This is a genomic window from Nocardia sp. NPDC058658 (genome assembly GCF_042716665.1).
In the GTDB taxonomy this organism is placed as follows: Bacteria; Actinomycetota; Actinomycetes; order Mycobacteriales; family Mycobacteriaceae; genus Nocardia.
In genome coordinates this window covers 343,095-357,422 of sequence record NZ_JBHXRR010000003.1, presented here as the reverse complement: position 1 = coordinate 357,422, position 14,328 = coordinate 343,095, and the positions used below count along the sequence as shown (strand labels likewise).

Sequence of the window (14,328 nt, the reverse complement as noted above, 5' to 3'; positions counted from 1 at the left end):
TCTCCGGGCGCGTCCATCGACGCTCAGCCCAGTGCGGCGACCTCGGAGTCGGTGAGGACCACCGGCGAAACACTGTCCTTGCTCCGCACCGACTGCACCGCGCGATACAGCGGGCGTTCGTCGAGCCCCGCGTCGCGTGCCTCCGCGCGCAGTTGCTGGACGAGCACTTCCGAGATCGCGACCGCGGCGACGAGTTCACTGGAGGCCAGCGCGTCGGCGAGTTTGCGCAAGCCGAGCAGGTGTAGTTCGCGGCCGCTGCCCACGTCGGTGTACATCGCCAGCGGGACGAGCTGGGTGTCGGGCCCGACCGTCGCCTTCAGCACGATGCGACTGAGCCTGCCCGGGTAGACGAGCAGTTGCACACCGGTGGCGTCGGCGAGGTCGACGATGTGCTCACCGAACAGTCGATGCGCGCGGATCACGGTGCCGCTCAACCACATTCGCCGACGCTGGAACGCGAACACGTAGCCGACGGTCGGGACCGCGACGACCAGTCCGATCAGGATCGCGTACGGCCAGCTCAGCCACACCGCCGACAGCAGTGTGGCGCCGACACCGACACCGAACGCCGCCAGCGCGAGCCTGCGCAACATCGGCGCGAACACCTCGGGCGCCACCAGGTCGATACCGACAGCTTCCGTCGCCGACTGCCCGTCCACGATTACCTCTCCACCCCCACCGGCCCGCCCGGTATGAGGCGCGGTCAGATTACCGCGCCCCACCGACGAGAGCACCCGAGCGTGTGCCGGGCGGGGTCAGCCCGAACGCCGGTCGCCGACCACCCGGCGCGAACGACTACGCGCCGATCTGTTCGACCAGAACAACGTCGGCGAACGACCGCCGAACCCGGCAACCCGAGCCGGTTCGACGACCGGACTGCTCCGCGAACGACCTCCGAACCAGGCGCGAGTCTCAGCGGCCGAGTTCCTCGCGCAACACCGCGACAACGCCGTCGAGCGGAACGGACCGCTGCTCACCGGTCGCCATCTCCTTGACGCCGATCGTGTTCTCGGCGAGATCGCGATCACCGAGCACCAGGGTGTATTTCGCCCCCGACCGGTCGGCGCCCTTCATCGCGCCCTTCATCCCGCGACCGCCGTAGGCCAGGTCGACGCTGATGTCGGCGGCGCGCAGCTCACCGGCCAGCGCGACCAGTTTCGCCTTCGCCTCGTCACCGAGCGCCACGCCGTACACCTGGCAGCGGGCCGGATCGGTCGCCGACTTGCCCTCGGCCGCGAGAGCCAGCACCGTCCGGTCGACACCGATGCCGAACCCGATGCCCGACAGCGGCTGTCCGCCGAGTTCGGCCATCAGCCCGTCGTAACGTCCACCGCCACCGATGCCCGACTGCGCGCCGAGCTGGTCGTGCACGAATTCGAACGTGGTCTTGGTGTAGTAGTCGAGGCCGCGCACCATCCGCGGGTTCACCACGTACGGCACACCGAGCGCGTCGAGGTGCGCGAGCACCTGTTCGAAGTGGGCCTTCGCCGACTCGGAGAGGTGGTCGATCATCAGCGGCGCGTTCGCGGTCAGTTCGCGCACTTCGGGACGCTTGTCGTCGAGCACGCGCAGCGGGTTGAGCTCGGCGCGGCGCCGGGTTTCCTCGTCGAGGGGCAGCCCGCGCAGGAACTCCTGCAGCAGTTCGCGGTACTGCGGGCGGCACGTCTCGTCACCGAGGGAGGTGATCTCGAGGCGGAAGCCGTCCAGGCCGAGCGAGCGGAACCCGGCGTCGGCGATCGCGATGACCTCGGCGTCCAGGGCCGGGTCGTCGATGCCGATCGCCTCGATGCCGACCTGCTGCAGCTGCCGGTAGCGACCGGCCTGCGGGCGCTCGTACCGGAAGAACGGACCGGCGTAGACAAGCTTCACCGGCAGCTGACCGCTCTTGTCCAGACCGTGCTGGATCACCGCGCGCATCACGCCCGCGGTGCCTTCGGGGCGCAGGGTGAAGCTCTCGCCGTTGCGGTCGGCGAAGGTCCACATCTCCTTGCTGACCACGTCGGTCGACTCGCCGACACCCCGTGCGAACAGGGCGGTCTGTTCGAATACCGGCAGCTCGACATGCCCGTACCCGGCGAGTCGGGCGGCGTGGATCAGGCCGTCGCGCACGGCGACGAACTCGGCCGAACCGGGTGGCAGGTAGTCGGGGACACCCTTCGGGGCGGTGAAGCTGCTGGTCTTGGTCACGATGATCCAGTTTTCCCCACGGGCGCCCTCCGCGTCCAACCGGTTACCCTCTAGACGAACCTGACGACACGGGAGGAACGCGGTAGTGCCGAGTAACGAACAGCGACGGGCGGCAGCCAAGCGCAAGCTGGAGCGCCAGCTGGCACGACGGGCCGAGCAGGAGAAGAAGCGCAAGCGCTTGACGATCGCGGGCTCGGTACTGGGTGTGATAGTCGTCGCGGCCGCCGCGACCGGCGTGTACTTCCTGACCAAGGGCGAGGACAATTCGTCGGCGAACGCCGAGACCTCCTCGGCCGTGCCGACGACCCAGTTCGTCAACACCCCCCTCGACATCCCCGGCCCGCCGCCCCCCGCGGCCAAGCCCGCGACGGTCGACTGCTCCTACCCGGCAGGGCAGGAGCCGCCCGCCAAGCCCGTCACGGTGCCCGCGACGACCTCGGTCGCCACCGAGGTTCCGGAGACGAAGGTGGCGATCGATTCCACCCAGGGCCCGATCGGCTTGTCGCTCAACAGCGCTCAGGCCCCCTGCACCGTCAACTCCTTCGTGAGCCTGGCCCAGCAGGGCTACTTCGACAAGACCAGCTGCCACCGCATCGTGGCCACGCCGGGCTTCGGCATTCTGCAGTGCGGCGACCCGGCCGCCACCGGCATGGGTGGCCCCGGTTACAGCTTCGACAACGAGTACCCCACCGATCTGTTCCCGGCGGGCGACCCCGCGCTGCAGCAGCCGGTGAACTACAAGCGTGGCGTGATCGCCATGGCCAACGCGGGCACCTCGCCAGAAGGCAAGGGCACCAACGGAAGCCAGTTCTTCCTGGTCTTCGGTGATACCCAGCTGCCGCCGAACTACACCATCTTCGGCACGATCGACGAAGCAGGCCTCGCCACTCTGGACAAGGTCGCCGGCGGCGGCGTCAAGGGCGGCGCGGAAGACGGGGGCCCGGCCATCCCGATCTCGTTCAACTCTGTCAAGGTGGGCTGACACCGCCTTACAGCGTGGATCACGGACCGGACACCCTTGCGTGTCCGGTCCGTTTTTCGGTTTTCGGGCCCCGACGTGCGAAGAAAGATCATCAGAGGCTAGGCAACCCTACGATTCATCCGGCCCGCAGCCCCCTCACCGGCGATTTCTCCCCCACCGACCCGCCCCGCCTGTCATCGCACCGTATCCTTCGCGCGGTAGGCTCAGATGTCCACTTCCACAGCAGCATCGGGGAGCAGTCATGGCGGAACTCGACGACATCGGCAGCGAAACGGCGTCCATGATGCGGACGATGCTGCAGATGGCCACCCTGGTCGCCCTCAAGTCGCGCGAACACGGTCAGAAAGAGGCCGAGTCCCGCGCGAAGGCGATCGAGGCCAAGATGAAGGAAGCGCGCGAACTGCAGATCCGCGAGGCGCGCGATCTCAAGGCCAAGGATCCGCGCAATATCGAGCTGGTACGGATGATGGAAATCGGTTCGCGAGGCATCGAATCTCGCGGAATCGAATCACGGGGAATCGAATCACGCGGCGTCGAATCACGCGGCGTCAAACTCGACCGTGATCCCGGGATGTCGCGAACCGCGAGCACCGGATACGACTCGGCCGAGCGTCGTTCAGCGATCGCCTCCCATCTCCAACGCGCAGGCGTCGCACCGGAACTCACGCACGTCCGCATGCTGATGGAAATGGGCCAGGGCATCGCGCCGGAGGAAGCGGTGCGGCTGCGCGAGGCCGCCGATCGGGCGCAGTTGGCGCGCGCGCGTGTCATCGAGGCACGCGGGATCGAACCACGCATCCGCGGTAACTGACTTCGACCGACTCCGCGAATCCCGGCTCGTCGCCGGGATTCGCGTGCTGCGGTCACACTGGCGGTCGGCCCTTCTGCCACACCCGCTCGACATCGGGATTGTCGAACATCTGCTGGTTCGGGCCGGGCGGATCCGACAGCGGCAGTGGATCCAGCATGCTCTTGTGCCCGTTGCGCACATTGCAGTATTTGAACGGCCCACGCGGGTCGAACAATTTCGCCATATGCGGGTCGGCGTGGTCGAGAAACCACACACTGATGCCGGGCCCACCCTGCCTGCGGTAGTGCTCCCATGCCTGCCACAGCGCGTGCAAACGGATCGCCGCTTCGGGGTGTTGCCACCATTCGCGGCACCACACCGTGTCGCTGATGTCGGTGACCTGCCTGCTGTACACCTGGCTCAGATATTCGGTGACGAACTCGTAGACCGTCGAATAGCCGTTCGCGATTTCCGCGGTCTTTCTCTCGGCCTGGTTCGGTTCCTGGGTGGTCACAGCGGCTTCACCTCTTCGATTTCGCCGATCTCATCGGGCGGAACGGACTTCGACAGCGACGGTGACGGCGCGCCGAACAGGTCGTCGATTCGTGTCTTTCGGGCTGGATCATTGGCTGCGATCGACTCACGGACCGCAGGCTCGAAATCGGATTCCCACCAGGGCACCGTGCGGACGAGCACCGCGGGTTGTCCCGAGGTGAACACCACCGCGCGGCCACGCGGCAAGGTCGACAACCCTTGGGCGGTGAACGTCACCGATGAACTGAGCGAGCGCGAATAGCTTTTACTGTTGCCCGACTGCGACATCGACGACGAGATCGAGTCGTACTCGCCGATCGCCTCGGATCGGTCCCGTAGGAATGCCATATCGTCGACACCGCTGCCGAGCACCTTGATGTTGGCGGCCGACCACAGCGCGGCCATGCCCGCCTCACCCCAGCACCGCGCACCCTGTGCCCAGGACTGCAGCACCGTCATCACGACGATGCCGCGCGACCCGAAGTGGCTGTACTGCTTGGGCAGATCCTTCCAGCGCACCACGTTGGCAGCCTCGTCCAGGACCGCGAGCAGCGGGATCGCCAGGCGACCGCCGGAGGAACGCACGGCCTTGCGCATCGCCACGTCGATCACCGCTTCGGTCAACGCGCTCACCAGCGGCGCCGCCGATCCACGGCCTTCGAGCGACAGGCTGTACAGGGTGCCGTTGCGTTCGAGGAACTCGAGTTCGTCGAATTCCATCCGGTCACCACCTCGGGTGATCCACGGATGAAGATTGGTGAGCTGCAAGGAACGAATCATCTTCTTGGCGGTCCCGAAAACGCCGTCTCTGGTTCGTGGATCCGCGTTGTACTGCATGGCCAAGCCCGAGGCCGTGAAGTGGTGCCCGGCATCACGCAACACTTTGATCGATTCGACGTTCTGGACGTCGGTGATCCACTCCCAGACCTGCGTGATCGGCTTTCCCGCGATCGCCGCCGCCAAGAACAGCCCGGCCAGCAGATCTTCGGCTTCGGGATCGAAGAACGCGTCTTCGCCGTCGGCGCCCACATCACTGTCCGCGAAATGACCCGCGAGCCGCGCCGCCCGCATTTCACACCCTTCGCGGTGGGCGTCGACCCATTTCAGCGGGTTCCAGAACCAGGTCACGCGTTCGTCGGCAACACCTTGGGGATCGAAGACGAAGGTCGGGCTGCCCTTTTTCTCCTGCACATTGCGGGTCGCATCCACCACGTCACGTTTGTTCGAGGTGACGAGTACGGGGCCGATCGCGTTGAGGATCGCCGGAATGACTCGTGAACTCGACTTACCCTGACGCGGACCCCAGATGTCGATGTGCAGATCCTCATAGGAGCCGTAGAGCGGAATGCCATCGGCGATGCCGATACCGATCGGCACACCGGGTGAGTCGTTGGTACCGAGCTTTATGCCGAGATCCTTCGCCTTCTCCCGCACCCCCTCCTCGGTGATCGAGTAGATCGCACTCCCACTACCCATGTAGTCGGCCTTGTCGTCGACCGCCAATCGACCAACCACCGCCCGCTTCCGCAACTGCTTGCGAATCACCACGAACGCAATGGCAGCCGCGATCACCAACAGCACGATCACCGTCGACGCCCGAGGCCACTGCAACTTCCCGCGCGCGAGGTCGGCGACCACCGCGATCGGATTGGCCGGGATGTTCTGCGGCACCACCGCCAGCGCGTTGCCCAGGTGTAGGGCGACGGCGAGGGTGATCAGGACCGCGAAGCCGAACACGATCATGATCAGTGTCGTGTCGGGTCCGACCGCGGCCGGATCCGTCACCTTCTTCTTCGCCACGGGTGCCTCCTTGTGTGGACGTGGTGGTCAATCAGCGGAACGCGTCGAGACGCCAGCCCTGCGGCGTCTGCACCACGGTCGCGATGACCGTGCTCGGCGGTAGTGCTTCGGTGCGTCCGTCGGTGTAGACGACCGTTTGTTCGATGCCGATCTTGTATTGCGCGACAGCGGGATCCGCGCTGGGGGGCGCGGGTTCGCCGGAAGCGAAGGTGAAGGCTTCGACGTGTGCGTCGGCCTTTGCCCAGTCCGCCCATTGCAGCGACGGTTTCGGTGTGTCGGTGGCTCCGATGGAACTGTCGAGCATACGTATCATGCTGGGCCCCAGCCATTTTCGCGCGCGCTGCACCGAAGATCCCGGTTGTTCGGTGCCCGGGTTCCAGGTGTAGATCTCGCGCAGGGCGACCACCGCGACCCCGTCGGGTGTGGTCGGGTCGACGGCGGCTTCGAGCAGGCGGGTGGTCGAGGTGGTTTCGGGGCGGGTCGGTTCGGCATCGCTGCCGCAGGCGGGGACCGAGAGCAGGACTGCCACGAGCATCACCGCCGGGGTTGTGCGGATTCGTGTTCTCTCCCACCAGGTTATCGCTGGTCGCGCGCTCACAACACCCTCCTCGCCCGTGCGTCGCCGGGCACCGTCACTTCGGTGACACCGCCGCCACCGCGGTTGCCGGTCGGCGGTACCGCCTGGATCACTTGACCGTTGCCCGTGTAGATCCCGACCTGGGTGGGGCCTTGCCGTCCGAAGCCGCTGAACACCAGATCGCCTGCCGCCGCCTTCGCGATCGGCACCTCACGCCCGGCTTCCCATTGCTGTTCGGCGGTGCGCGGCAGGGTGACCGCGCCCGAGGACGCGGCGAACACTGCCGCCGCGGTCAGTCCGGGTCCGTCGAATCCGCCGCCGCTCGGCCCCTGCGGGCCACCACCGCCCCACACGTACGGGGTGCCGAGCCAGTCGTGGGCGGCTTCGACGATCTGTTCGCCGTCGCTGCCCTCCCCCGGCGTGAACCGTCCCTGCGCGCCGGGTGCCCGGTATTGCGGTTCCATCGACAGGATGTTGGTGACGTAGGGCCTGGTCTCGGAGAAGTGTGCCGCGTACTGGTTGGGCATGCCCCCCGAGGTCAGCACCGCGCCCTCGCCGGCGTTGTAACCGGCCAGGGTGAGCGCGGTCAGGTCACCCGAGACGCGTCCGGCGGCCATCCAGCCCGCGATCTTGTGGGCGATCGCGCACATGTAGCGGGCTTGGCCGATGATCGCGTCGCCGTCGTCCCACACGCTGGCCGACCCGTTGCCGTCGGCGTCGATGACGTAGGGCTGACCGTCCTCGGGATTGATACCGGCCGCCGTTCCCGGCAGGAACTGGGCCAGGCCCTGTGCACCCGCGGGTGAGGTGAGTCCGCGCCGGAATCCCGACTCCTGCTTGGCCTGTGCGGCCAGCAGCGACGACGAGATCTCCGGGCACACCGTCCCCGCGCGGCGGTACCAGATCTCGAGTTCGGCGGGCACCTTCCCGTCGGCCAATGCCCCACCGGCGCTGCCGAATCCGCGCACACAGTTGGGATCGCTCGAGAATGCCCGCGCACCACCGACATCCGGTGTCGGCGCACCGTCGAGCCACGGCATCGGGTCGATCTGACGGCCTCCGGTGAAGCGACCACCGGGCACGATCTCGAAATGCAGGTGCGGGCCGCTGGATTCGCCCGCGGAGCCGACCATCCCGATCGGCTGACCCGCGGTCACCGTCTGTCCGGTGCGTACCTTCACGCCCGCGTCCCACATGTGGCCGTAGACGGCGGAGTAGGCGCGGCCGTTGGTGTCGACGGAATCCACGACGATCCAGTTACCGAAACCCGAGGCGGGACCGGCGGCGACGACCCGTCCGTCGGACACCGAGTAGATCGTGGTCCCGTCGGTGGCGGCCATGTCGATGCCCTTGTGATCGCCGCCGCGCGAACCGAAGACATCGGAGACGGTGAAGGTTCCGGTTTCCAGGGGCAGCGTCCGACGCAGCGGGCCGACACCCGCCGCCAGCACCGGTGTCGCGGTGACCGATGGATTCACCGACGGCACAGCCGAACTCGTGGCCCCGGCACGATTGTCACCGCCGAGTGCGGGCAGCGTCGGCACCGCCGACCCGTCCAGTACGTCGCCGGTTTCGCAGGTTTCGTCCGAGGACGGCAGCACGATCACCAACACCAGTGCCACCAACCCGATGACCGAGCCGATCACCGTCGTCATGATCGTGCGGACGTTCACCGGCCGCCTCCCCGGATTCCGCGCCGGGCGCCGATTCGCGCAACGTCCGCCGCGGCGGAGTTCATGTGCGGCGCCGGGACTCGTTGAGCGTGTCGGCGAGCGTGCGGTTCATCTCCGCGGCGGCGGCCAACTGTTGTTGCAGCAGCGCCACTTTGCGGCGTAACGCGGTGGCGTCCATCCGGTCCAGACTCGGGTCCTGGGTCGCGCGGACCCAGTTGCGTACCGAATTGGCGTGCACGCCGATCTGTTCGGCGACCATCCGGCACGCCTCGGATTCGCTGCGTAACTTGTCGGTCAGCGCCACCACCTGGGCGACGGCGGCGTTGCGGACCTCCGGCGAGACCCGGCGGTAGGACCGGTGCGGCATCATTGCTCACTCCCGTTCGAATAGTCCGGCGTGCCACGTGGGTTGTCGCCGAACTCGCTGAAGCGTTGATTCGTGTCGTGGATTCCGCTTTCTCGTTCCGACACCGTGAACTCCATGTGGAAAGGAATACCTGGCCGACGATCCTCGCCGACCTTCAACAGGAACTTGCCGGTGCCGGGAGGTGAGGGCCGCTGCTGGCCGGGCTTGAGCGCCTCACCGGTCAGTGCTTGTGGCGCCGACCAACTCGTCACCATCTCCTGTTCGGCGGAGGTGAACGGCACCGTGGAATCGAGCCTGCTGATCTCCTCGGCGGGCAGCGCGCCGAAGATCTTGGCGCGCGCGCGTTCCAGGAAGCCGATGGCCTTGGCGATCGCGGCATCGGAACCGAGCGCCTGCAGGTCCTTGATGGTGTGGCTGATCATGATCAGCGCGGTGGCCAGACCACGCTGCAGGCGGGTCAGTTCGTCGACCCGGTCGACCATGAAGTCACCGAGGCCGAGCACCTGCCACAGCTCGTCCATCACCACTTGGAAGTAGCGCTGCGGGCCGAGGTCGGCGTCGGCGAGCACGTGCGCGGCTTCGACGGAGGCGAAACCGTCGGCCCAGCAGGCCAACATGACCGCGGCCTTGAGTTTCTTGTCGCCGCTGGGGATGTGCGAGACGTCGATGCACACCGCGACGGCGCTGGTGTCGATGGGAACGCTGGTCTGGCCGTTGAAGATCGCGCCGAACGGGCCCTGGGTGAGCGCGCGCAGCGAGCGGCGCAGGCCCTTGATGGCGTTCTGGTATTCATCGGGGTTGTCGGCGCCCGCGTCGAGCATCAGTTCGGCGCCACCTGCGACGATCACCTCGAGGAGGTTCTCCATGATCGGCGGCTTGTCGGGGGTGAAGCCGCCGGGCTGGTAGAGGATGCGCAGCGCGGTGGCGATCAGCGTTTCCTCGAAGTCGGCCACGCGCGCGCCGCGGACCAGTTCCACCAGGCCCGCGATCAGCGTCACCTGTCGGGCGCGCAGGTCTTGGAGCACCTGACGTTGCAGTGCGGGTTTGTCTTCCAGTCGCGGCACGACCGAACCGAGCACACCCGCGGCCAGCGGATTCAGCTTGCCGTGTCCGTAGCCGAGGTCGATCACCTGGCCGCCGACGAGTTCGACCATCTTGCGGTAGTCGGGTTTCACGTCGGCCAGGATCAGCGGGGTGATGCCCTGGGCGATGCCGCCGAGCACGATCCGGCGCACCAGCGAGGACTTACCGAAACCGTTGAGCCCCAACACGAAAAGACTCGGCGCGGTGATGAAACTGCCGCGCATGAACCAGTTCATCGGATCGAAGCAGACCGGGGCGCCGGTGTGCAGATGCGAGCCGAGCGGGGTGCCGATCAGCGGTGCGCCTGCGCCGACCGACCACGGCCACAGGCCCGCGACCTGGGCGGTGGTGGCCCGGTACTCGACCGGGCGGCCGACCACGTTCATCTTGCCGCCGCCCGCGCCCGAGTAGCCGCGATCGGTCAATTCGGCGGTGGTGCGGTCGAATCCGTCCTTGACGACGGCTTCGCTGCGCGCCTGGGCGTTGTTGCGGCGCAGGTCGTCGGTGTGGATGCGGAAGGTCGCCCAGGCCGCGCGCAGACCCGACTGCTCGCGCGCGATCATCTCGTAGCGGGCGCGGGTGGCATCGTCCAGAAGTTTGGGACCTTGCGAACGTCGCTCCGGCTTGGTCGATTTCGCCGACCGCCCCGAACCCATCGCCCGATCGGCGGCGTCATCGGCCCGGACCGGCCGCACCGCCTTCGCGGGTCGCGGCTTCTTCTTTTTCGTCAGCTTCGGTTCGGCCTGCTTCGGCCGTCGACGCGGATCACCTTGGGGGCGTTCGTGTTCCAGACGCGGACCGTGATCTTCATCGCGCAGCCCGCGCTCGGCCCGCGCTCGCGCGCCCCGCTCGGCATCGGGACGCGGCCTCCGAGTGCGCCGCTCCCCCGCGACTTCGCGACCAGTCGCACGCTCGCCGCCACGCGAACGACCCGATTCGTCACCTCGGCCACGGATCTCGTCGGCGCGCGGTCGAGGACTTCCCTCGCCCAGCCCGCGAGCACCGTCCTCTCGAGACCACCGCGCGTCGTCCTCTTCCGGTCGACGCCCGTCGTCCTGACGCGGCCTGCGTGGTTCCTCACCACGTGGACGCGTCGGCCTGACCCGGTCGGAGCGCGGTTCCTCACGCGACCTGCGCTCCGCCGACGGATGTTCTTCGGGCACGCGTGAGCCCCGCGCCGCGCGTTCCCGCTCGTCGCGTTCGGTGCGCTCGTCGAGGCCGAGCACGTCCTCGCTCACGCGCGGCGCGCTCGCAGCGGGCCGTGGCTCGCGTTCGCCGCGGATGCGCGGCGGCCGGTGGACCGGGCGCAACGCGACGTCGTCGCGGTCGCGCACCGGGGGTTCGTAGTCGCGTCCCATGGTCGCCTCACCCCGCCAATGCCTTCGGAATGGTTGCGTGTTCGGGCAGGATCACGCCGCAACCGAGAGATGCCGCGAACGCCGCGGACTGGTAGCGGTAGCAGCGCCGGATCTTGAGCCGGGCTTGGGTGGACAGGTCTCGGGTGATGGCTTCGATGCGTGGCAGGTCGCCGCGCAGCGGTTCGGTGATGGTGACCAGTGCGCCGAAGCGGGTCACGCCGTGCCCGCGGGCCTGTTCCTCACGGGCCTGCTGGGTGGCGCCGACGCGCAGTGTCGCCGCCGCCGAGACCACACCGCGTTCGCTCTGCTGTGCGACCAGGGCGTTCTTGAAGTCGTCGTCGACGATCTCGGCGGCGTCGGCGGCCGAGTGCGGCCGGTAGACGATCGCGATGCGTTTGCGTGGCACTTCGGGATTGGGTGCGAGCAGTCGCTGCAGCACCCGCTCGTCGACGGCACCTTCGGGCGCGGCGTCCATCTCCCAGGTCACCGACCGACCACCGTCGTGGATCAGGTGATCCCACTTCTCGTCGTACGAAACCGGACCGGCGTCGTCCCAACCGAGACCGTGCCCACCGGGATCGGCCGCGGCCACCTCGAGATCGGCCTGCGAGGCAGGGTCGTAGCTGCGACGGATGAAGGAGATGACCTCCTCGGCCGACATCGGCTGCGCGCGAACGCCCGCCTCGGCCAGCGCCGCGCAGATACCGGGCAGCCTGCGCCCGATCTCGACTGCTTCCTCTGCCGGATTCTTACGCCGCTCGGCGGTGGTCGCCTTGAACGTGATCGCTACCCGGGGCAGCAATTGCACACGCTCCTGCGGCAATTCGGTCGCCAGCTCGTACATCACCTGCTGGGCGAGGTCGGGCGCTTCGGGGCGGGTGATCGTGGAAACCTCGTTGAGCAACCGGTTTCCGGTCTCGGGCACCGTGTCGATCACCGGCACCACCGCGACGATGTCACTGGTCTGCCCGACCGAGGCGAGGAAGGTTCCCCAGGCCGCGACCCAGCGATCGATCACCGGCTGGTCGACGGCCTCGTGTCCCTGCGGCCAGGCCCGCAACACCACCGTGTACTGCGCGAACGCGGGCAGATGGATCATCCCGAAGTGGTAGCCACCGGCGTCGATGCCCTCGTAGAGCTTCGACGGAGCGAGCAGCCCCGGCAATTTCGTGACACCGCCGGGGATCCGGGAGAACCGGCCACCGCGGTACACGTGCTCGCCGTTGTTGCGCGAGCGCCTCCAGTTGAACATCATCAGTCCCGTCTCGTAGCCAGAACGGCCCCCCGTCCGCCACACCAGGGGCACCATCACCAGCGCGCCGAGCCCGCCGACGATGAAGCCCCATTTGAATCCACCGACCATCGCACAGATCAGTGCCGTGATCACCACGACGAAACCGATCACGGTCTCTTCCCAGCGCAGGCCGAAAAGGCCCGCGCTGCGCGGTTTCTGCCACAGGCCGTACGAGCGGCGTTCGTAGGTGTCGGTTGCGGAGGTCGTCATCGCGGAATCGTGCTCCTGCCGAGGTCGGGTGAACGATTCGCCCAGCGGTCACCGGCGACGTCGCCCATCGATTGGTCCGCGCGTGAGGTGGTGTTGGCCGCCTGTCGCGCGGCCGCCACATTGCGTGCCCCCGCGGGCACCGAGCCCGAGCTGGTCGTCGCCGGCGGCGGTGCCGATCCACCGCCACGGGGAGGTGGCGTCGGCCGCGGGGCGCCCCCACCACCGCCGCCGTTACCGCCGGGCCCCGGTGGCCGCTGGCCCGCGCCGCCGCTACCGAAGTAGCCCGCCGCGCCGGGCGCCGCCGGAGCCCTCGTGGCCACGGCCTTGGTACCGATCGCGCCGAGCGCCATCGCGCCGACGGCCACGCCACCGGCCATCATCAGACCGGAACCGCCGGTGCCGACCGTGGCGACCGCGGGCGCGACCAACCGCATCAGCGCGGGCAGCACGAACGCCACGCTGCACAGCAGCACCAGCGCGACCAGCATCCGCTGCGCTTCCTCCCCGCTGGGCAATCCGCTCGACGTGGTGGTCTCGTCGACGTGGCCCGCGGTGGTGAACGCGATCATGTACACGATCGCCGCCACCGGTTTGAACAGCATGAACGCGATGATCCAGCCGACCAGTTTCTGATACGACTGCTTACCCGTCCCGGTCGCCGAGGCGGCCGCGGCCAGCGGCAGCACGCCCGCGGCGACCACCAGCAGACCCTGCCGCACGATGGCGAGCACGATCTGGGCGAGCGCGCCGAGCAGGCCGACGATGGCGATGATCAACACCAGACCCGGCGAAAAGGCCTGCAGTTTCGAGGTTTTCACCATCAGTTCGGCCATGTTCTTGGCGTTGCCGCCGGTGGCGTCGGTGATGATCCACTCGGAGAACTTGTCCGAGGCGCGCGTGCCCGCGACGATCACCGCCCCCAGCATCCACGAACTGAACACCACCCTGGCGAACAGCCGGAACGATTCGGCGGCCTCGCTCACGGCCGCACCGCGTCTGGCCTCGGCCAATCGGCCGCCGGTGATGATCACCGAGGCGATCAACAGCAATATCTGTATTTGATAGGTGTAGTCGTTGATCTTGGTGAACAGTGCCCCCGAGTCGCTCACCGCCTCGTTGGGCACCTTCATCCAGAAGGTCAACGCCAGGATCAGCGCCTCACCGAGACCCTTCATCAGCGAGTCGACCACCTTGCCGAAGGTGGAGTCCCACGCCTTGTCCTTGACCGCGTCGGCCGCCTGGCCGGGATGGGAGGCGGCATTGCCCGCCTTGCAGACCGCCGAGGCCGCGTCGCCCAGCGAGACGCCGGGAATCGCGACGCTGTCGAGAGTGTCGTGCAGTTCGTTGCACGCCTCGTCGAAACCGTAGGTCTGGCCCATCGCCACCGTCGGTGTCGCGAGCATGACGGTGAAGATCACCGCGAAGATGGTGACGATCCGCCTCAGCATTGTTGGCACCCCTCGATGGTCGGCG

The 14,328-nt window shown here is 67.8% G+C and carries 12 protein-coding genes; 2 read left to right on the top strand and 10 right to left on the bottom strand.

Translation table 11 applies throughout. From position 1 onward, the window contains the following. Window positions 1-23: 23 nt before the first annotated feature. Entirely contained in the window at window positions 24-659 is a 636-nt protein-coding gene (locus ACFWUP_RS08935) for a hypothetical protein (RefSeq protein ID WP_379232262.1), read from the bottom strand. Between the two features lie 253 nt (window positions 660-912). Continuing rightward, complete coding sequence (hisS, locus tag ACFWUP_RS08930; RefSeq protein ID WP_379232260.1) at window positions 913-2,187, bottom strand: histidine--tRNA ligase; 1,275 nt, start codon at window positions 2,185-2,187, stop codon at window positions 913-915. 85 nt (window positions 2,188-2,272) lie between these two features. On the opposite strand from hisS, the gene ACFWUP_RS08925 reads away from it, so the two are divergent. Together ACFWUP_RS08925 and ACFWUP_RS08920 are read left to right on the top strand one after the other, a co-directional pair. Continuing rightward, complete coding sequence (locus ACFWUP_RS08925; RefSeq protein WP_379232258.1) at window positions 2,273-3,169, top strand: peptidylprolyl isomerase; 897 nt, start codon at window positions 2,273-2,275, stop codon at window positions 3,167-3,169. A 241-nt stretch (window positions 3,170-3,410) separates the two neighbouring features. Further along, a complete protein-coding gene (locus tag ACFWUP_RS08920) occupies window positions 3,411-3,980 on the top strand; it encodes a hypothetical protein (RefSeq protein ID WP_379232256.1) in 570 nt (189 codons plus the stop codon). A gap of 52 nt (window positions 3,981-4,032) precedes the next feature. On the opposite strand, the gene ACFWUP_RS08915 is transcribed toward ACFWUP_RS08920, so the two are convergent. The 8 genes from ACFWUP_RS08915 to ACFWUP_RS08880 form a co-directional block, all read right to left on the bottom strand. Further along, window positions 4,033-4,473, bottom strand: a complete 441-nt coding sequence (locus tag ACFWUP_RS08915; protein WP_379232254.1) for a DUF4913 domain-containing protein — start codon at window positions 4,471-4,473, stop codon at window positions 4,033-4,035. Next, entirely contained in the window at window positions 4,470-6,293 is a 1,824-nt protein-coding gene (locus ACFWUP_RS08910; protein WP_379232252.1) for a type IV secretory system conjugative DNA transfer family protein, read from the bottom strand. Before ACFWUP_RS08910 ends, ACFWUP_RS08915 begins: the two co-directional genes overlap by 4 nt. Window positions 6,294-6,324: 31 nt before the next feature. Next, the gene (locus ACFWUP_RS08905; RefSeq protein WP_379232250.1) at window positions 6,325-6,891 is read right to left on the bottom strand and encodes a hypothetical protein; all 567 of its coding nucleotides are present in this window, start codon (window positions 6,889-6,891) and stop codon (window positions 6,325-6,327) included. Next, window positions 6,888-8,543, bottom strand: a complete 1,656-nt coding sequence (locus ACFWUP_RS08900; RefSeq protein ID WP_379232249.1) for a peptidoglycan DD-metalloendopeptidase family protein — start codon at window positions 8,541-8,543, stop codon at window positions 6,888-6,890. The genes ACFWUP_RS08905 and ACFWUP_RS08900 overlap by 4 nt, the downstream gene beginning before the upstream one ends. Before the next feature lie 61 nt (window positions 8,544-8,604). After that, window positions 8,605-8,913, bottom strand: coding sequence for a transposase (locus ACFWUP_RS08895; protein WP_056810706.1), 309 nt, complete (start codon window positions 8,911-8,913; stop codon window positions 8,605-8,607). Then, entirely contained in the window at window positions 8,910-11,351 is a 2,442-nt protein-coding gene (locus ACFWUP_RS08890; protein WP_379232247.1) for a hypothetical protein, read from the bottom strand. The genes ACFWUP_RS08895 and ACFWUP_RS08890 overlap by 4 nt, the downstream gene beginning before the upstream one ends. A 7-nt stretch (window positions 11,352-11,358) precedes the next feature. Next, window positions 11,359-12,855, bottom strand: a complete 1,497-nt coding sequence (locus ACFWUP_RS08885) for an SCO6880 family protein (RefSeq protein ID WP_266290614.1) — start codon at window positions 12,853-12,855, stop codon at window positions 11,359-11,361. Then, the gene (locus tag ACFWUP_RS08880; RefSeq protein ID WP_379232346.1) at window positions 12,852-14,303 is read right to left on the bottom strand and encodes a hypothetical protein; all 1,452 of its coding nucleotides are present in this window, start codon (window positions 14,301-14,303) and stop codon (window positions 12,852-12,854) included. The genes ACFWUP_RS08885 and ACFWUP_RS08880 overlap by 4 nt, the downstream gene beginning before the upstream one ends. Window positions 14,304-14,328 lie beyond the last annotated feature (25 nt).

Coding starts and splice junctions, on each gene's coding strand:
- ACFWUP_RS08895 (WP_056810706.1), bottom strand. CDS start 8,913: ATGATGCCGCACCGGTCCTACCGCCGGGTCTCGCCGGAGGTCCGCAAC.
- ACFWUP_RS08885 (WP_266290614.1), bottom strand. CDS start 12,855: ATGACGACCTCCGCAACCGACACCTACGAACGCCGCTCGTACGGCCTG.
- ACFWUP_RS08880 (WP_379232346.1), bottom strand. CDS start 14,303: ATGCTGAGGCGGATCGTCACCATCTTCGCGGTGATCTTCACCGTCATG.
- ACFWUP_RS08890 (WP_379232247.1), bottom strand. CDS start 11,351: ATGGGACGCGACTACGAACCCCCGGTGCGCGACCGCGACGACGTCGCG.
- ACFWUP_RS08920 (WP_379232256.1), top strand. CDS start 3,411: ATGGCGGAACTCGACGACATCGGCAGCGAAACGGCGTCCATGATGCGG.